Source organism: Streptomyces sp. NPDC012888 (assembly GCF_042900645.1).
Classification (GTDB): domain Bacteria; phylum Actinomycetota; class Actinomycetes; order Streptomycetales; family Streptomycetaceae; genus Streptomyces.
Genome location: NZ_JBIBBM010000005.1, coordinates 246,038 through 263,548, shown reverse-complemented (window position 1 = coordinate 263,548; position 17,511 = coordinate 246,038). Strand labels below are relative to the sequence as shown.

Here is a 17,511-nt window from a genome sequence, read left to right as displayed (position 1 = left end):
GCCGAACGTGAACACCATCAGAACAGTCTGTTTCGCCGTCGCGGCGCTCTCGTCGTACGCGGCCCTCGCCTACCGGCTGGGCCAGGTGCGGCGCGGCCGGCACGACAGCGCCTACCGCTGGCTGATCGCCACCCTGCTGCTCCAGTGCCTGACCTTCACCATGGGCGCGGTCGCCATGGGCGGCCCGCGGCTGCTGGGCGTGGGAAACCTGGCCATCCTGCTGATGCACCTGTCGGCGGTGGCGTTCTGCGTGAGCGCGCAGATCATCCTGCTGCGGTGGGCGGCGCCGGAGGAGGAGGCGAGGCGCGGGGCGCGGTACTGGCTGGTGACGGGTGCCGCCCTGGAGGTGCTGCTGACGGTGCTGTTCCTGGTCGCCGGCGGCCCGGGCCGGCCGGCCTCGGACTTCGACACCGGCAGCGGCCGGCCGCTGGTCCTCGCCTACCTGCTGGTCTTCGTCCTCTCGCAGGCGCTGCCCTGCGTCACGATCCACCGGCAGTGCGGGCCTTACGCGCGGATGACGGACAACGTCTCGCTGCGGCAGGCGCTGCGGGTGCTGTCCGTGGCGGCGGTGGTGCTGTTCCTGTACTGCGCGGCGCGGACGGTGAACATCGTCACGGCGGCGGCCGGGGCCGACATCGGTGCCTGGAAGCTCGCGTCCAACGTGTTCAGCGCGGCGGGCATCGTCATCCTGTCGCTGGGGCTGACCCACCCGGCCTGGGGTCCGCGGGCCGCGGGGCTGGCGGCCTGGGTGCGCGACTACCGGTCGTACCGTGCCCTCTACCCGCTCTGGCGGGACCTGTACGAGGCCTCCCCGGGCATCGCCCTGGAGCCGCCCGGCGCCACGGTCCGGGACCTGGACTACCGGCTGCACCGGCGGGTGGTCGAGATACGTGACGGATGGCGGGACCTCCGTCCGTACGCCGAGCGGGCCGCCGCCGGGCCGTCCGGCGGCGCGGCGGACGAGGAGTCCCGGCAGGCGCACGCGGAAGCGCTGCAGCTCAGGAGGGCGTTGACGGCGAAACGGGCCGGCACCGCGCCGCGCGACGACGAGGACGGCGGCGGCTTCGAGGACCGCGACACGGACGACTTCACGGCGGAGGTGGCCTGGCTCACCCGGGTCGCGGCGGCCTACAGTAAGCTCGGCACCGCGAGTTGAGAGCTCCCGCCCGGTTTGCATCCCCCGTCGAACCGGGCGGGTCCCCCCTTCCCCGTCCCCCGGCCGTCACCGCCGGGGCGGGGCGGGGCGGCAGTACCGCCCGGACCGGCCCGGCCCATCCCCCGAGGGCCGGGCCGGTCCGCTTTCACCGCCGCGACTCGTCAACCCCCGCGGAACTTCCGGGAGTCGAGTTAGCTGGCAGCTATCGGCGAGACCCAACGTTGGCGGAGTCCAGGCCAATTGTCAACTGACCGCTATTCTGTGAAACTGCCGCATAGCCAGGGGCTATTCGGCAGGAGGTGACGGGAGGAAGGACCACCATGAGCGAGACCGGGACCGGGGCCTGCGACGAACGGCCCCTGCTGGCGGTCCGCCTGGACGACCTGTTCCGGACGGCCCGGCCCAAGGGGAGGCACTGGACCAACGCGGAGGTCGCGGAGGAGCTCAAGCGGGCCAACCCGGAACTCAAGGTGGGCGGCGTGTACCTGTCGCAGCTGCGGACGGGCAAGCGCTCCAATCCCTCGCCCGACCTGCTGGCCGCCCTGGCGCGCTTCTTCGGCGTCTCGGTGGCCTACTTCTTCGACGACGAGGTCGCCCGATCGGTACTGGACGAGATCGCCGCCGTCGAGGCGCTGCGGCAGTCAGGGGTCCGCGCGGTGGCGATGCGGGCCGCCGGGATGAAGAAGGACCACCTCCGGGCCATCACGGCCATCATGGACCAGTACCGGCAGCTCCAGGGCCTTCCTCCCGTCACGGACGCCTCCGACTCCGAATGAGGAGCTTCTGGAAGGAGCGGTGGGCCGACCGCGAACGCCGGAGCCGGCTGAGGAAGCTGCGTGAGGCGGGCGCCCGGCGGCTGGACGGGCTCGGCCTGCCGGAGACTGCCGACGTCGCCGCGCTGTGCCACCACCTCGGCGAGGCGCGAGGCCGGCCGATCGTGCCGGTGCCGGTGCCGATGCCGGCGTCGCACCCGTGCGGGATGTGGGTCGCGGCCCGCGAGGAGGACCTGATCTTCTACGACGCCAACACCACCAGCGCGCACCAGGAGCACATCGTCCTGCACGAGCTGGGCCACATCATCTGCCGCCACCGGGGAGCGGGCGGACTGGACGAGGCGGCCTCGCGCCTGCTGTTCCCCAGTCTCGATCCGCAGCTGGTGCGCGACATGCTGCTCCGCGCGACCTATGACGACGTACAGGAACAGGAGGCGGAGATCGTCGCCTACCTGCTCTCCCAGCGGACGGGCGGCTCCGCGCGGCGGGCCGGCGCGGCGCCGGGCGCCGGAGCGGAACCGGACGGGAGCGGCGCGCTCGGCAGGGTCGAACGCACCCTGTTCTGACCGGGCGCGGCCGGCGGCCGGGGAGCGCACCCGAAGAGTGACATGCCTCACAGCAACCACCAGGGTCACCACAGCGTCACAGCCTCCGGGGTCTCACTGAAATGTCGAGATTTGTCCAACCGGAACCGACATTCCCCCTCTTGCTCGGAATGGCGTTCCCGGGCTGCGGAACGGCCGGCGGCAACGGGCCTGGACAACGCGTTTCTGATGCCGCGTCGGCGGCGGGGCACGGGTCGCGGCGGCGTGCCCAGCACGAGCGCCGGCGCATTTCAAGCCGGTCCGGCCGTGCCGCGGCGCGGGCCGGGGGCGGGACTTGCCAGGTCTTCGCGGGGCTTCTAAGAATGGCGGCCCGCCCGGTGCTCGAGCAGCTCCGGCGCCGGGCGCTTCGCAGAAAACCGAATGAGGTACCCATGCAGAAGCACCGCAAGAAGAGGCACTACAAGAAGGCGACGATCGCCGCCGTCACGCTGGGCGTCATGGGCATACCCACCGCCGCCATGGCATGTCTGGACCTCCAGGAGGAGCCGCGGACCGTGCGGGCCGCCGACCGGTGGACCCCGGCGCCCTCGCTCGACCTCCCCGCCCCCGAGACGGCGCTCCCGGTCCTCGGCGACCGGGCGGCGCACACCGACCGCTCGGAGCGCCGGGACGGCGTCCGCGAGCAGGACCGCCGGCCGGCCGCCACCCCGCACACGCGGCAGCAGACCCCACCCCCGGCGCGGCCCGTGACCCGGCCCGCGCCCCGGCCGACCGCCTCCGCGCCGTCCGTGCCGTCCGCGCCGGTCACCGCGCCGAAGCCGACCTCGCCGGCCCCCACCACGGCCTCCGGTCCGACCGCCCGGGTCGTGGCCCTCGTCAACGTGGAGCGCGCCAAGGCCGGCTGCCCGGCCCTCACCGTCAACGCGAAGCTGACGGCTGCCGCGCAGGGCCACAGCAAGGACATGGCGGCCCACGGCAACATGTCGCACACCGGCTCCGACGGCTCCGACCCGGGCACGCGCATCACCCGGGCCGGCTACGCCTGGTCCACGTACGGCGAGAACGTCGCCTACGGGTACGGCACGCCCGAGCAGGTCATGGCGGGCTGGATGAACAGCCCCGGCCACCGGCGGAACATCCTCAACTGCTCCTTCAAGGAGATCGGCGTGGGCCTCGCCCAGCCGGGCAACTACTGGACGCAGAACTTCGGCGCGGCCCGCTGACCCGTGCGCCCGGCGGCGGACCGCCGCCGGGCCGGGCCTGCGCTGACTACGGTGCCATCTCGTACGCGCCGGAGAGTGCCTCCACGCGGGCCCAGACGCGGGCGGCGCGGTCCTCGTCGACGACGGGACGGCGGACCGCCGCGAGCGCCCATTCCTGCTGCTCCGGGGTGGCGGAGTCCTTGCCGTGCAGTTCTACGGCGTGCCCGGAGAAGTCGCGGACGAGGACGGAGAACAGCTCGTCGAGGACGTCCCGGTCCAGGCCGGTGAGACGGGCCTGCTCCAGGATCAGCTGCCCGTGGACGACCAGGGCGAAGAGCTGACCGACCGAGAGCAGGAAGTCCAGGTCCCGGGCCTGCCGCTCGTCGGGGGCCATGGTGGCCACGAACGCGCAGAGGGCGTCGGCCTGTTCGCGGAAGCGCGCGACGTTGGGCACCTCGGCGTACGCGTCGAAGGCGGGGCGCCAGTCGTGGAAGCGCACGGAGCCCAGGCCGCGGGCCGGGCCCTGCCGGAACAGGAAGGCGTCGTCGGCGGCGTCGAGCCGGGTCGGGACGGGGGCGTACTCCGCCGGGTCCAGCAGGTGGTTGCGCATGAACTTGAGGATCAGCGCCAGGTTGACGTGGACCGTGCCCTCCAGCTTGGGCAGTCCGCGGATCTCGACGGCGGCCTGGGCGAAGTAGTTGTCCTTCTCGAAGCCCTTGGCGGCGATGACGTCCCACATGAGGTCGATGACCTTCTCGCCCTCCGTGGTCACCTTCATCTTCGTCATCGGGTTGAAGAGGAGGTAGCGGCGGTCGTCGGGGCCGGCCGAGCGGAAGTAGTCGACGGCGCGGTCGCTGAACAGCTTCATGCCGATCAGGCGGACGTAGGCGTCGGCCAGTTCGCGGCGCACGTGCGGGAAGGCGGTGACGGGGCGGCCGTACAGGATCCGGTTGTGGGCGTGGGTCACGGCCTCGTACATCGCGTGCTCGCAGATGCCGATCGAGGCGGTGCAGAGGTTGAACTTGCCCACGTTCACGGTGTTGAGGGCGGCGTCGAAGGCGGCGCGGCCGGTGTGCAGGACGTCCTCGGCGGCGACGGGGTAGTCCTCCAGCCGGAACTCGCTGACGTACTTGGAGGAGTCGACGACGTTCTTGACCAGGTGGTAGGCCGGGTGGCGGCTGTCGGCGGCGAAGAAGACGTACGCGTCCGGCCCCTCCATGTCGGTGCGGCGGCCGAAGACGGAGACGAGTCCGGCGGCGTTGCCGTTGCCGATGTAGTACTTGGAGCCGGTGGCGCGGAACCCGCCGGCGCCGTCCGGCTCCAGCAGCATGTCGGTGGAGTAGATGTCGGCGCCGTGGGTCTTCTCCGACAGGCCGAAGGCGAACACCTCGCCGTCGGCGAGGAGTTCGGCGGCGCGGGCGCGGGCGGCGGCGTTGTCGCTCTGCCAGACCGGCCCGAGACCGAGGATGGTCACCTGCCAGGCGTACCAGTAGTCGAGGCCGTAGAAGCCGAATATCTCGTTGAGGGCCGCGATCCGGGCGGTGTCCCAGCGCTTGTCGGCCTCCCCCTCCCCCGCGGCGGTCGCCGGGGTGAGGAAGGTGGCGAAGAGGCCTTCCTTCGCGGCGAACGCGAGGAAGTCGGCCAGCCAGGCGCGGTCGCGGTAGTCCTCGATCAGCCGGCGCTTGCCGCGGCTCTCGAACCAGTCGACGGTGGCGCGCAGCAGCCTGCGGGTCTCGGGGTCGAAGTGCGCGGGGTCGTACGTGCGCGGGTTGAACAGCAGGGCGTCGGCCATGGAGGTCCGCCTTCCGGGGTTCGGGGGTCGAGGGGTGCCGGCGCGGGTGCGGGTGCGCCCGGACCGGTCGGGGTGCGGCTCAGGCGTCCGGTGGGGCCGCGACGAGCCGGCGGAGGGTGAGGAGTACGTCGTCGAGCCAGGCGATGGACATCCGCTCGTAGGCGATGCCGCCGCGCAGCACGGCGTGCTGGAGTTCTCGGCCCGCGTCGAGGGGCGAGGGTGCGCGGGGGCCGGTGAAGTCGCGCAGTTCCCCGGCGAGGTAGTGGGCGAGCCGGTCGCCGTGCACCTTGCGGTGCCGTTCCACCTCGCGTACGAGCGCGGCGGGGTCGTCGAAGGCCGCGCCGCGGATCTTCACCGCGAGGTCGTGGCGGAGGCTCTCGGGTTCGACCGGCTCGTGCAGCCAGCGGGAGAGGGCCTCGCGGCCGGCGGCGGCGACGGAGTACTCCTTCTTGTCCGGCCGGCCCTGCTGCGGCACCTCGCGCACGGCGAGCATGCCGTCGGCCTCCATCCGCTTGAGGACGCGGTAGATCTGCTGGTGGGTGGCGGTCCAGAAGTAGCCGATGGAGCGTTCGAACCGCCGGGCCAGTTCGTAGCCGGACCCGGGCTTCTCCAGCAGGGAGACGAGGATCGCGTGCTCAAGAGCCATGCCAGGATCTTGCTATGCAACTCGTTGCATAGACAAGCGGCCGGGGGACGGTGAGACGCGGCTCACCCCGAGCCGGCCCGCGGGCCCGGCCGTGACCGGGCGCGACCGCGTCGGGACGTACGGGTACCGGTGGTGGCACGCGTTGCCCCGATGTCATTCCGCGTTCGCTCAGCGGATGCTCAGATCCACATAACGATCGGGTCATGACACAAGGGTCTTTGGGCCTGTCACGGGCGATTGACCGAATTGCCGGTGATGTTCGCCACGGAACCGCGGCGCGAGGCGTGGTACATCTTCACGACCGCCTGCCGGACACCACCCATGTCCGCAGGGGCGCTGGGGCCGGCCGATCGCCGGCAGCAACTCCATCAGCATCCGGGGGATCGGAACCCGATCCGCAGCCGAGCGCGGCGCGGGTCGGCATGGAGCGGAAAGGCGCACCACACATGACCTCGACGCAGGTCGACATGAACAAGGGCGACGGCAACGGAGCCCAGGGCGGAACGCCCGAGGAGGGCTACGAGCGCGGGCTCGGCAGCCGCCAGGTCCAGATGATCGCCATCGGCGGCGCCATCGGCGTCGGCCTCTTCCTGGGCGCGGGCGCGAACATCGCGAAGGCCGGGCCCAGCCTCATCCTCATGTACGCCCTCGCCGGCGTGATCGTCTTCTTCATCATGCGGGCGCTGGGCGAGCTGCTCCTGTACCGGCCCGTGTCGGGTTCCTTCGCGGAGTACGCCCGCGAGTTCCTCGGCCCGTTCTTCGGGTTCGTGACCGGCTGGACGTACTGGCTCATGTGGGTGGTCACCGGCATGGCCGAGCTGACCGCCGCGGCGATCTACATGAACTACTGGTTCCCGAGCGTGCCGCAGTGGACGACCGCCCTGATCTTCCTGGTGGTGCTGTACGTCGCCAACCTGATCTCGGTGAAGATCTTCGGCGAGATCGAGTTCTGGTTCTCGATGGTCAAGGTCACGGCCCTGATCGGCATGATCGTGATCGGCATCGGCGTCGTCACCTTCGGCTTCAGCCAGGCCGGTGACACCGCGGCCGTGTCGAACCTGTGGGCCTTCGACGGCATCTTCCCCAAGGGCATCGGCTCCAGCCTGATGACCCTGCAGGGCGTCATGTTCGCCTACCTCGCCGTCGAGCTCGTCGGCGTGACCGCGGGCGAGTCGGAGAACCCGGAGAAGACCCTGCCCAAGGCGATCAACACCCTGCCGTGGCGCATCATCGTCTTCTACGTCGGCGCCCTCAGCGTGATCCTGATGGTCGTCAAGTGGACCGAGTTCCAGCCGGGCGTCAGCCCCTTCGTGGCGGCCTTCGCCAAGATCGGCATCCCGGCGGGTGCGGCCATCGTCAACTTCGTGGTCCTCACCGCGGCCCTGTCGTCCTGCAACTCCGGCATGTACTCCACCGGCCGCATGCTGCGCGACCTCTCCGCCAACTCCGAGGCGCCCAAGCTGCTCGGCAAGCTGAGCTCCACCAAGACCCCGGCGGTCGCCATCACCCTCTCCGCCGCCCTGATGGGCATCGGCGTGGTGCTGAACTACGTGGTCCCGGAGAAGGCCTTCGGCTACGTCATGTCCGTGGCGACCGCGGCCGGCATCTGGACCTGGATGATGATCCTGATCAGCCACATCCTGTACCGCCGCGCGGTGGTCGCCGGCAAGCTGCCCGCGTCCTCCTTCCCCGCTCCCGGCGGCACGGTGTGCAGCTGGATCGCCGTGGCCTTCCTGCTGCTGGTCACCGTGATGATCGGCATCGACCCCGACAGCCGCGTCTCCCTGTACGTGGGTGCCGGCTGGGCGGTCTGCCTGGCGGTGGGCTGGGCGGTGCTCAAGGCCCGCAACCCGCAGATCGCGGCGCGGACGGCGGCCGCGGCCGAGCGGAAGCCGGAGCCCGCGGGTCGCTCCTGACCCCTCCTGCCCCGACGGGGGCGTACCGGTCCGGCGGCCGGTACGCCCCCGTCGGCGTATCCGGCCGGCCGGGGCAACCCGGTGGTCCTGGCCGGCGTCCTCCACCACGGACGGGCCGGTTCGCCGGCGGCGACGGCACGGCAGAGCACGGCACGGGAAAAGGACACGTGATGAGCGACAAGGCACGCACTCTCTTCGACGCGCTCGACCTCGACCGGGACGGCTCCCTGACCCGGGCCGAGGTCATCGGCGCCCTGCGGGCCAAGGGCCCGACGCTCGTCGCGCGGGGGGTCATCCCGCCGTGGGGGGTGGGGGCGGACGAGGAGGCGTCGGCGCTGTTCGACGCGGCGGACCAGAACGGGGACCGTGTCCTGACGTTCGAGGAGTTCGCCACGGTAGTGGACCGCCGCTTCGGCTGGTGACCCCGCCCGCCCCGGTGCGGGCAGTCGGTCAGGGGAGGTTCAGTTGCCAGGAGACGCCGAAGCGGTCGTTCACCCAGCCGAACCGGCGGCTGAAGCCGTGGTCCCCCAGAGCCATGAGCTCCGCCCCGCCCTCCCCCAGCGCCGCGTACAGCCGGTCGATCTCGGCCTCGTCCGCGCAGTCGACGAAGAGCGAGACCGCCGGGGTGAACCCGAACTCGTGCTTCGCCGGACTGTCGATGCACATGAACCGCTGCCCGGCGAGCTGGAACGTCGCGTGCACCACCGTGCCCTCGGGGCCCGGCCCGTCCGGGCCGTAGCGGGTGACGTCGATGATCCGGCCGTCCTCGAAGAGCGAGGTGTAGAAGGTCATCGCCTCCTCCGCCCGCCCCTCGAACATCAGGAAGGTCGTGATCTTCTGGGGTGGCGCAACAGCCATGGGTCGCTCCCGGGAGTCGTCCGCGTCAGGCCCCCATCATGTCCCAGGGACCCGCGCCGGCCCGGTCACCGCCAGTCGTCCCACGGCGGGTCGACCTCCTCCTCGTCGAAGGGCGGCTCGTCCCACGGCGGCGGCTCCTCGGCGCGCGCCGCCGGTACGGACGCGCCGGCGGCAGGAGCGGGGGCCGGGGCCGGGGCGCCGGGCTCCGCGAAGGCGCCGAGGGCGGCGAGGAGGCCCTCGGCGTACTTGGCGAGCTTGGCCTCGCCGACGCCGCCGATGGTGCCGAGCTCCGCCTCCGTCGCCGGCAGCCGCGTCGCGATCTCCCGCAGCGTCGCGTCGTGGAAGACGACGTAGGCCGGTACGCCCTGCTCCTTGGCCGTCGCGGCCCGCCAGGCGCGCAGCGCCTCGAAGACCGGCACGGCCTCCGCCGGCAGGTCGGCCGGCACGCGCGCGCCCTTGCCGGAGCGCGTCCCGGACGTCTTGCGGCCGGTGGCCGCGGGGGCCTTCTCCCGCCGCATCGACACGGTGCGCCGCCCGCCCAGCACCTCGCCGCTCTCCTCGGTGAGCACCAGCGTGCCGTACTCGCCCTCGACCGCCAGCAGCCGGAGCGCCAGAAGCTGGCGGATGACCCCGCGCCACTCGGCGGTGCCGAGGTCGGCACCGACGCCGAAGACCGACAGCGCGTCGTGGTCGAACTGGATGACCTTGGCCGTCTTCTTGCCCTGGAGGATGTCGATGATCTGGCCGGCGCCGAACTTCTGGCGGCGTTCCTTGGCCAGTCGCCACACCGTGGACAGCAGCTTCTGCGCCGCGACCGTCCCGTCCCAGGACTCGGCCGGGGTCAGGCAGGTGTCGCAGTTGCCGCAGGGCTCGGCGGACTGGCCGAAGTAGGCGAGCAGCCGCACCCGGCGGCACTCGACCGTCTCGCACAGCGCGAGCATCGCGTCCAGGTGCATGGACAGGGAACGGCGGTGCGCCTCGTCGCCCTCGGAGCCGTCGATCAGCTTGCGCTGCTGCACCACGTCCTGGAGGCCGTAGGCCAGCCAGGCGGTGGCCGGCTCCCCGTCCCGGCCGGCCCGGCCGGTCTCCTGGTAGTAGCCCTCGACGGACTTGGGCAGGTCGAGGTGGGCCACGAAGCGGACGTCGGGCTTGTCGATCCCCATGCCGAAGGCGATGGTGGCCACCACCACGACGCCGTCCTCCCGCAGGAACCGGGCCTGGTTCGCGGCGCGGGCGCGGGCGTCCATGCCGGCGTGGTAGGGCACGGCGTCGATGCCCTGCTCCACCAGGAAGGCGGCGGTCTTCTCCACCGAGGACCGGGAGAGGCAGTAGACGACCCCGGCGTCGCCGTCGTGTTCGGCGCGGATCAGCTCCAGCAGCTGCCTGAGCGGGTTGTCCTTGGGGACGATGCGGTACTGGATGTTGGGCCGGTCGAAGCTGGCGACGAAGTGGCGCGCCTCCTGCAGGCCGAGCCGCGCGGCGATCTCCGCGTGGGTGGCCTCGGTGGCCGTCGCGGTCAGTGCGATCCGCGGCACCTTGGGCCAGCGCTCGTGCAGCATGGACAGCCCGAGGTAGTCGGGCCGGAAGTCGTGGCCCCACTGGGCGACGCAGTGCGCCTCGTCGATGGCGAAGAGCGAGACCTTGCCCCGGTCGAGGAGCCGCTGGGTGCCCTCGGTGCGCAGCCGCTCGGGGGCCAGGTAGAGCAGGTCCAGCTCGTCGGCGAGGAAGGCCTGCTCGACGGCCTGCCGTTCGTACGGGTCCTGCGTGGAGTTGAGGAACCCGGCCCGGACCCCGAGGGCGGTGAGCGCGTCCACCTGGTCCTGCATGAGCGCGATCAGCGGGGAGACCACCACCCCGGTGCCCTCCCTGACCAGCGCCGGGATCTGGTAGCAGAGCGACTTGCCGCCGCCGGTCGGCATGAGCACGAGGGCGTCGCCGCCGCCGACGACCTGCTCGACGATCTGCTCCTGCTCGCCGCGGAAGGCGGCGTAGCCGAAGACGCGGTGCAGCACCTGCAGGGCATCGGAGATGTCGGGGGAAGCGTCCGGGAGGGCCATCCGAGAAGCCTAACGGCAGCCGCCGTCGCTCCGGGCCCGGCCGCCGCGGCCTGTGGACGAGAGGTCAGGCCGGGAGTGCCCCGGCGGTGGGGACGACGAGGCCGAAGAGGTCGGAGACGGTGGTCAGGGCGGTGGTCTGCAGGGCCGCGGCGGGCAGGACGGAGCCGTCGGGGGCGGTGAGGGACCGGGTGGCGGTGGCGTCGGCGACCACGGTGGGCCGGTAGCCGAGGTTGAAGGCGCCCTGGGCGGTGAAGGTGACGCACATGTGCGTCATGAATCCGGCGAGGACCAGGTCGGTGCGGCCCTTGCCGGGGCCGAAGCCGAGGCCGGCCAGCGTCCCCTCCAGGCCGGTGGCGTGGAAGGCGTCCGGGAAGTTCTTCACCACCACCGGTTCGCCGTCGGCCGGGGCGACCTCCTCGCAGATCGCGCCGCTGCGGGCGCGGACGTCGTAGAGGGAGCCCTCGCCCGCGTCGTTGACCACGTGCACGACGGGGGTGCCGGCCGCGCGGGCGCGCTCCAGCAGGCGTGCGGCGGCCGCGAGGGCCTGGCCGGCGCCTTCCAGCGCCATCGGCCCCTCGCGGTAGGTGTTCTGGAAGTCGATCAGGACGAGGGCGGACTCGCCGAGCCGGGGCGGACGGCCGTCGAGACCGATCAGGTCGCGCAGGGTGGCGGAGGGGGTGGTCGTGCTGCTCATGGGTGTGCCTTTCGGGTGCGGGAGGGCATGACGGTGGGACCCGTCCGCCGGGCGGACGGGTACAGGTACGGGTACGGGTACGGGGTGACGTACGGGTACGGGTGACGTACGGGTAGGGGCCGCCCGGTCAGGCCGGCTGGGTGCGGAAGCGGCGCCGGTAGGCCGCCGGGGTGGTGGCGAGCTGCCGGCGGAACGCGCGGTGCAGGGTCTCGGGCGAGCCGAGTCCGGCGGCGGCCGCGACCTGGTCGAGCGGCCGGTCGGTGGTCTCCAGAAGGCGCCGGGCGGCCTCGGTGCGGGCCGCCTCCACGTAGGCGGCGGGGCTGGTGCCGGTCTCCTGCCTGAAGACGCGGGCGAAGTGCCGTTCGCTGAGGCACATCCGGGCGGCCAGGGCGGCCGCGGACAGGTCGCCGTCGAGGTGGTCGGCGATCCACAGCCGCAGCTCGTCGATGTCGCGCCGGTCGGTGGCGGGGCGGCTGAGCGGGACCGAGAACTGGCTCTGGCCGCCCTGCCGCCTGAGGTACATCACCAGCTGCCGGGCCACCGACAGCGCGGTCTGCTCGCCGAGGTCCTCCGCCACCAGGGCGAGGGACAGGTCGAGGCAGGCGCTGATGCCGGCCCCGGTCCACAGCCGGCCCCGGTCGGACCGGACGAAGATCGGGTCGGGGTCGACCGTGACCTCCGGGTGCTCGGCGGCGAGCTGGGCGGCGGTCGACCAGTGGGTGGTGGCCGTCCTCCCGTCCAGCAGGCCGGCCGCGGCCAGCATGTGCGCGCCCGCGCAGACCGAGGCGATCCGCCGGGCGTGCGGGGCGGTCTCCCTCAGCCAGGCGACGACCTCGCCGTCGGTGCGGGCGACGGGGCCGTCGGCGGTCATGTCGACCGCGCCCGGCACCAGCAGGGTGTCCACCTCCGCGCCGACGTCCGCGAAGGCCACGTCGGTGAGCAGGCGCACCCCGGCCGAGGTGCGGACCCCGCCGGCAGCCGGCCCGGCGAGGCGGACCTGGTAGACGGCGCGACCGGTCTGCCGGTTGGCCAGGGCGAGGACCTCGGCGGGGCCGGTGACGTCGAGGAGGTCGACGTCGGGGAAGACCGCGATGACGACCCGGTGTGCGGTGGGCATGGCCCCATCCTCACCGCCGCCCGCGCGTGGCGGCAATGACGGTTCCCTGTCACATCCGGACGCGGACGGGCGGCCGGGCGCGCGTCCGGGCACGCCTCCGTGCCCACGTCGGGCCGGGTCGGGCCGCGGGCGTTCCGGTCCGTGGACACCACCCGATCCCCACGGGACCCTTCACATTCCTTCACATCGGACCGGGTCCGCACACCGGTTCGGGCGGCTATGGGAACGCGCGTCCGAAATGAACCGTAGGGTTCATACCGGCTCTTATCGGAAATACCGGACCCGCCGCACCCGTTGGCCCGGCGAGATGATCCGTTTGCTACTTCTGGGTCACCTCGGGCGTCGAGTACGGTCCGGAACCGCTTGATCCGCTGCCGCGCCCCTCCCCTCCCTCCCCCAGACGACGAGGTCCCATGCCGCCGTTCAGGTCCACCGCAGACCCCGCCCGCCGAACACCCTGCGGAGGAGCTCTGTCCTCTTGAGGTTCCGGCTCACCCCGTCCGAACCCGAGCAGGCCGAGGGCCCCCTGACGGCCCGCGAGATCGAGCTCGTGCGTGCCTCCGCCGCGGTGGTCGAACCGCTGGCGGCGGACATGACGGTCTACTTCTACGCGATCCTCTTCGCCCGCTACCCCCAGGTCCGCCCGATGTTCCCGCCCGGGATGGACGCCCAGCGGGGCCGGCTGCTGCGCGCGCTGCTGCGCATCGTCGACCTGGTCGACGACCCCGGGGGGCTGGTCCGCTTCTGCGGTCACCTCGGCCGCGACCACCGCAAGTTCGGCACCCTCGACGCGCACTTCCCCGCGGTCGGCGAATGCCTCCTGGCCTCCCTCGCGCGTTTCGCCGGTCCCGCCTGGACCGAGGAGATCGCGGCCGCCTGGGCGAAGGCGTACGGGGTGGTCTCCGAGGTGATGATCGGTGCCGCCCGGGAAGACGCGGCGGTACGGCCCGCCGTGTGGCCGGCGACGGTGGTCCACCGCGTCCCCCGCGGCAACGGCATCGCCGAGATCACGTTGCGGCCCCACCTGCCCTACGCCTACACCGCCGGGCAGTACGTGAGCGTCGAGACCCCGTGGTGGCCCGGGCAGTGGCGCTACTACTCCCCCGCCAACGCCCCCCGCGAGGACGGCACCCTCACCCTGCACGTGCGGGCGGTGCCCGGCGGCACGGTCAGCTCCGCGCTCGTGGACCGGGCGGCCGTGGGAGACGTGGTCCGCCTGGGCGCCCCGATGGGTGACATGGTGCTGGACGCCGCCGCCCACAGCGACCTGCTGTTCGTGGCCGGCGGCACCGGTCTCGCCCCGATCCGGGCGCTGGTCGAGGACATCGCCCTGCGCGGCGGCCGGCACCAGGTCGACCTGTTCCTCGGCGCCCGCACCGGCGCCGAGCTGTACGGGGTGGACGACATGCTCCGGATGTCCCAGCGGCACCACTGGCTGAAGATCCGGGGCGCGGTCTCCCACGAGCCCATCCCCGGGCTGCGCGGCAGCCTGCCGGACGTGCTGGCCGAGTTCGGGCCCTGGGACCAGCACGACGTGTACCTCAGCGGCCCGGCCCGGATGGTCGTCTCCGCGACCGAGACGCTCACCCGGCGCGGCACCCAGCCCGACCGCATCCACCACGACCCGTTCGAGACACCCGTCCTGTCCCTCCCCTGAGCCGCGCGCAGCCCGTCCCGCCTGGAGAAGCCCCGTGACCCAGCCCACGCCGCCCTACGGATCCGCCGGCGAGCACCGCCTGCAGCGGAGCCTCGGCACCGCCGACCGCGCCGCCCGGTTCTACGACCGGCAGGTGCGCCCTTACCTGACGCCCGAGATGCGGGAGTTCATCGGCCGCCAGAGCATGGTCTTCCTGGCCACCGCGGACTCCCGCGGGGAGTGCGACGCCAGTTTCCGTGCCGGACCGCCGGGGTTCGTCCACGTCATCGACGAACGCACCCTGGCCTACCCGGAGTTCCACGGGAACGGCGTGCTCGCCAGTGCCGGCAACATCGCCGAGAACCCCCATCTGGGGCTGTTGTTCGTGGACTTCTCCGAGCACCGGGTGGGTCTGCACGTCAACGGTGTGGCCCGGCTGTACGCGGACGCGGGCCTGCGCTCGCTCCACCCGGGGCTGCCGGCGGGCACCGCGCCCGGGCGGGCCCCGGAGTTGTGGGTGCAGCTGAGCGTGGAGGAGGCGTACATCCACTGCTCCAAGTACATCCCGCACCTGGAGCCGGCCTCCCGGCCGTACGAGCACGACCCGGCCCGGCCCAAGGACGCGGAGTACTTCACCGGGCCCGCTCCCCGGCACGCCGCCGGCCGGGCACCCGCCTAGGGTGCCCGGCCGGGCGGGCGGTCCGGTCCCCCGCGCGGGGGACCGGACCGGAGGAGGTCACGCCAGGTCGAAGCGGTCCAGCTCCATCACCTTGGTCCAGGCCGCGACGAAGTCCGTCACGAACTTCTCCTTGGCGTCGTCGCTCGCGTAGACCTCGGCGAGGGCGCGGAGCTCGGAGTTGGAGCCGAAGACCAGGTCGGCGCGGCTGCCGGTCCACCTGACCTCGCCGGTGGCGGCGTCGCGGCCCTCGAAGGTGTTCGCGTCCTGCGAGGTCGCCTCCCACGTCGTGCCCAGGTCGAGCAGGTTGACGAAGAAGTCGTTGGTCAGGGTGCCGGGGGTGTCGGTGAACACGCCGAGCGGCGACTGCCGGTGGTTCGCGCCGAGGACGCGCAGACCGCCGACGAGGACGGTGAGCTCGGGCGCGCTCAGGGTGAGCAGGTTCGCCTTGTCCAGCAGCAGGTACTCGGCCGGGAGGCGGTTGCCCTTGCCGAGGTAGTTGCGGAAGCCGTCCGCGGCCGGCTCCAGCGCGGCGAAGGACTCGACGTCGGTCTGCTCCTGGGAGGCGTCGACGCGGCCGGGCCGGAAGGGCACCTCCACCGTGAACCCGGCGGCCTTGGCTGCCTGTTCGACGCCGGTGCCGCCGGCCAGGACGACCAGGTCGGCGAGGGAGACCTGCTTGCCGTCGGTCCGGTCGGTGTTGAAGGCCTTCTGGATGCCTTCGAGGGCGCGCAGCACGGTGGCGAGCTGCTCGGGCTCGTTGACCTCCCAGCCGCTCTGCGGCTGGAGGCGGATGCGGCCGCCGTTGGCACCGCCGCGCTTGTCGCTGCCGCGGAAGGACGAGGCGGCCGCCCAGGCGGTGGAGACCAGCTCGGCCACCGACAGGCCGGAGTCGAGGATCCGCCTCTTGAGGCCGGCGACGTCGGCGGCGTCGACGAGTTCGTGGGTGCGGGCCGGCAGCGGGTCCTGCCAGATCAGCTCCTCGGAGGGGACCTCCGGGCCGAGGTAGCGCACGACCGGGCCCATGTCGCGGTGGGTCAGCTTGAACCAGGCGCGGGCGAAGGCGTCGGCGAACTGGTCGGGGTTCTCGTGGAAGCGCCGCGAGATCTGCTCGTAGGCCGGGTCGAAGCGGAGCGCCAGGTCGGTGGTGAGCATCGTCGGGAGGTGCTTCTTCGCCGGGTCGTAGGCGTCGGGGACGACCGCCTCGGCGTCCTTGGCCACCCACTGGTGGGCGCCGGCCGGGCTCGTGGTGAGCTCGTACTCGTACTCGAAGAGGTTCTTGAAGAAGCCGTTGCCCCACCGGGTGGGCGTGGTGGTCCAGGTGACCTCCAGGCCGGAGGTGATGGTGTCGGCGCCCTTGCCGGTGCCGTAGCTGTTGGCCCAGCCGAGGCCCTGGGCCTCGATCGGGGCGGCCTCGGGGTCGTCGCCGACGTGGTCGGCCGGGCCCGCGCCGTGGGTCTTGCCGAAGGTGTGGCCGCCCGCGATCAGGGCGACGGTCTCCTCGTCGTTCATCGCCATCCGGCGGAAGGTCTCGCGGATGTCGCGGGCCGCGGCGAGCGGGTCGGGGTTGCCGTTGGGGCCCTCGGGGTTGACGTAGATGAGGCCCATCTGGACGGCGCCGAGGGGGTCTTCCAGCTCGCGGTCGCCGCTGTAGCGCCGGTCGTCGAGCCAGGTGGTCTCGGGGCCCCAGTAGACGTCCTCGTCGGGCTCCCAGACGTCGGCGCGGCCGCCGGCGAAGCCGAAGGTCTCGAAGCCCATGGACTCCAGGGCGACGTTGCCGGCCAGGATCATGAGGTCGGCCCAGGAGAGGCTCTGGCCGTACTTCTTCTTGACCGGCCACAGCAGGCGGCGGGCCTTGTCGAGGTTGGCGTTGTCCGGCCAGCTGTTGAGCGGCGCGAAGCGCTGCTGGCCGGCGCCGGCGCCACCGCGGCCGTCGCTGATCCGGTAGGTGCCGGCGCTGTGCCAGGCCATGCGGACCATGAACGGGCCGTAGTGGCCGAAGTCGGCGGGCCACCAGTCCTGGGAGGTGGTCAGGACCTCGGCGATGTCGCGTTTCACCGCGGGGAGGTCGAGGGCCTCGAACGCCGCGGCGTAGTCGAACCCCTCGCCGAGCGGGTTGGCCACCGCGGGGTTCTTGGCGAGGATCTTGAGGTTGAGCCGCTCGGGCCACCACTGGCGGTTGCCGCCGCCCTGGGTCGGATGGGCGGCGCGTCCGTGCGCGACCGGGCAGCCGCCCGCACCCTCCGGCTTCGGATCTGTGACGATCGCGTCGTGGTTCTCAGGCATGGGAATCCCTCCGGATACAGGTGGATCACTGCGCTCGGGAACTGCGGGTGGCGGAACAGTCAGGTCACCGGTCCCCGGTGGGGGATCTTCCTCATGTGAGCTTCCCTGCTGTCGTCCTGTCCCTTGGTTGTCACCGGAACCGATCCTACGATGGACC

15 protein-coding genes are annotated in these 17,511 nt (G+C 72.5%); 8 read left to right on the top strand and 7 right to left on the bottom strand.

The window, feature by feature from the left end:
• Positions 1-7 precede the first annotated feature (7 nt).
• From ACFY61_RS11225 to ACFY61_RS11210, 4 genes are all read left to right on the top strand, one after another.
• Positions 8-1,156 (top strand): MAB_1171c family putative transporter, encoded by a 1,149-nt coding sequence (locus ACFY61_RS11225; protein WP_389469949.1) that lies wholly within the window; start codon positions 8-10, stop codon positions 1,154-1,156.
• A gap of 320 nt (positions 1,157-1,476) precedes the next feature.
• A complete protein-coding gene (locus tag ACFY61_RS11220; RefSeq protein ID WP_389469948.1) occupies positions 1,477-1,932 on the top strand; it encodes a helix-turn-helix domain-containing protein in 456 nt (151 codons plus the stop codon).
• The gene (locus ACFY61_RS11215; protein WP_389469946.1) at positions 1,929-2,495 is read left to right on the top strand and encodes a toxin; all 567 of its coding nucleotides are present in this window, start codon (positions 1,929-1,931) and stop codon (positions 2,493-2,495) included. The genes ACFY61_RS11220 and ACFY61_RS11215 overlap by 4 nt, the downstream gene beginning before the upstream one ends.
• 410 nt (positions 2,496-2,905) lie before the next feature.
• Entirely contained in the window at positions 2,906-3,697 is a 792-nt protein-coding gene (locus ACFY61_RS11210; protein WP_389469942.1) for a CAP domain-containing protein, read from the top strand.
• Positions 3,698-3,743: 46 nt separating this feature from the next.
• Here the strand turns inward: ACFY61_RS11210 and ACFY61_RS11205 are convergent, their stop codons facing one another.
• The gene (locus ACFY61_RS11205; RefSeq protein WP_389469940.1) at positions 3,744-5,468 is read right to left on the bottom strand and encodes an acyl-CoA dehydrogenase family protein; all 1,725 of its coding nucleotides are present in this window, start codon (positions 5,466-5,468) and stop codon (positions 3,744-3,746) included.
• A gap of 79 nt (positions 5,469-5,547) precedes the next feature.
• Positions 5,548-6,114 (bottom strand): PadR family transcriptional regulator, encoded by a 567-nt coding sequence (locus ACFY61_RS11200; RefSeq protein ID WP_389469937.1) that lies wholly within the window; start codon positions 6,112-6,114, stop codon positions 5,548-5,550.
• Positions 6,115-6,560: 446 nt separating this feature from the next.
• Between ACFY61_RS11200 and ACFY61_RS11195 the strand changes: the two genes are divergently transcribed.
• Positions 6,561-8,030, top strand: a complete 1,470-nt coding sequence (locus ACFY61_RS11195; protein WP_389469934.1) for an amino acid permease — start codon at positions 6,561-6,563, stop codon at positions 8,028-8,030.
• A gap of 170 nt (positions 8,031-8,200) precedes the next feature.
• On the top strand, positions 8,201-8,452 hold the full coding sequence (locus ACFY61_RS11190; RefSeq protein WP_389469931.1) for an EF-hand domain-containing protein: 252 nt from the start codon (positions 8,201-8,203) through the stop codon (positions 8,450-8,452).
• Between the two features lie 28 nt (positions 8,453-8,480).
• On the opposite strand, the gene ACFY61_RS11185 is transcribed toward ACFY61_RS11190, so the two are convergent.
• From ACFY61_RS11185 to ACFY61_RS11170, 4 genes are all read right to left on the bottom strand, one after another.
• Positions 8,481-8,888 (bottom strand): VOC family protein, encoded by a 408-nt coding sequence (locus ACFY61_RS11185; RefSeq protein WP_389469928.1) that lies wholly within the window; start codon positions 8,886-8,888, stop codon positions 8,481-8,483.
• A 65-nt stretch (positions 8,889-8,953) separates the two neighbouring features.
• Positions 8,954-10,945 carry a DNA helicase RecQ gene (gene recQ / locus ACFY61_RS11180; RefSeq protein ID WP_389469926.1) on the bottom strand — a complete coding sequence of 664 codons (1,992 nt, stop codon included), beginning with the start codon at positions 10,943-10,945 and terminating at the stop codon, positions 8,954-8,956.
• 64 nt (positions 10,946-11,009) lie between these two features.
• Positions 11,010-11,639 (bottom strand): isochorismatase family protein, encoded by a 630-nt coding sequence (locus ACFY61_RS11175; RefSeq protein ID WP_389469924.1) that lies wholly within the window; start codon positions 11,637-11,639, stop codon positions 11,010-11,012.
• Between the two features lie 127 nt (positions 11,640-11,766).
• On the bottom strand, positions 11,767-12,756 hold the full coding sequence (locus ACFY61_RS11170; protein ID WP_389469922.1) for a GlxA family transcriptional regulator: 990 nt from the start codon (positions 12,754-12,756) through the stop codon (positions 11,767-11,769).
• Between the two features lie 478 nt (positions 12,757-13,234).
• On the opposite strand from ACFY61_RS11170, the gene ACFY61_RS11165 reads away from it, so the two are divergent.
• Together ACFY61_RS11165 and ACFY61_RS11160 are read left to right on the top strand one after the other, a co-directional pair.
• Positions 13,235-14,413: a globin domain-containing protein gene (locus ACFY61_RS11165; protein ID WP_389469919.1), complete on the top strand. Its 1,179-nt coding sequence runs from the start codon at positions 13,235-13,237 to the stop codon at positions 14,411-14,413.
• A gap of 34 nt (positions 14,414-14,447) precedes the next feature.
• A complete protein-coding gene (locus ACFY61_RS11160) occupies positions 14,448-15,071 on the top strand; it encodes a pyridoxamine 5'-phosphate oxidase family protein (protein WP_389469917.1) in 624 nt (207 codons plus the stop codon).
• Positions 15,072-15,128: 57 nt separating this feature from the next.
• On the opposite strand, the gene katG is transcribed toward ACFY61_RS11160, so the two are convergent.
• Positions 15,129-17,354: a catalase/peroxidase HPI gene (gene katG, locus ACFY61_RS11155; RefSeq protein WP_389469915.1), complete on the bottom strand. Its 2,226-nt coding sequence runs from the start codon at positions 17,352-17,354 to the stop codon at positions 15,129-15,131.
• Between the last annotated feature and the right edge of the window lie 157 nt (positions 17,355-17,511).

Bases quoted from the DNA above. Each gene is read 5' to 3' on its own strand.
- ACFY61_RS11220 (WP_389469948.1), top strand. From the start codon at position 1,477: ATGAGCGAGACCGGGACCGGGGCCTGCGACGAACGGCCCCTGCTGGCG.
- ACFY61_RS11215 (WP_389469946.1), top strand. From the start codon at position 1,929: ATGAGGAGCTTCTGGAAGGAGCGGTGGGCCGACCGCGAACGCCGGAGC.
- ACFY61_RS11210 (WP_389469942.1), top strand. From the start codon at position 2,906: ATGCAGAAGCACCGCAAGAAGAGGCACTACAAGAAGGCGACGATCGCC.
- ACFY61_RS11205 (WP_389469940.1), bottom strand. From the start codon at position 5,468: ATGGCCGACGCCCTGCTGTTCAACCCGCGCACGTACGACCCCGCGCAC.
- ACFY61_RS11200 (WP_389469937.1), bottom strand. From the start codon at position 6,114: ATGGCTCTTGAGCACGCGATCCTCGTCTCCCTGCTGGAGAAGCCCGGG.
- ACFY61_RS11195 (WP_389469934.1), top strand. From the start codon at position 6,561: ATGACCTCGACGCAGGTCGACATGAACAAGGGCGACGGCAACGGAGCC.
- ACFY61_RS11190 (WP_389469931.1), top strand. From the start codon at position 8,201: ATGAGCGACAAGGCACGCACTCTCTTCGACGCGCTCGACCTCGACCGG.
- ACFY61_RS11185 (WP_389469928.1), bottom strand. From the start codon at position 8,888: ATGGCTGTTGCGCCACCCCAGAAGATCACGACCTTCCTGATGTTCGAG.
- recQ (WP_389469926.1), bottom strand. From the start codon at position 10,945: ATGGCCCTCCCGGACGCTTCCCCCGACATCTCCGATGCCCTGCAGGTG.
- ACFY61_RS11175 (WP_389469924.1), bottom strand. From the start codon at position 11,639: ATGAGCAGCACGACCACCCCCTCCGCCACCCTGCGCGACCTGATCGGT.
- ACFY61_RS11170 (WP_389469922.1), bottom strand. From the start codon at position 12,756: ATGCCCACCGCACACCGGGTCGTCATCGCGGTCTTCCCCGACGTCGAC.
- katG (WP_389469915.1), bottom strand. From the start codon at position 17,354: ATGCCTGAGAACCACGACGCGATCGTCACAGATCCGAAGCCGGAGGGT.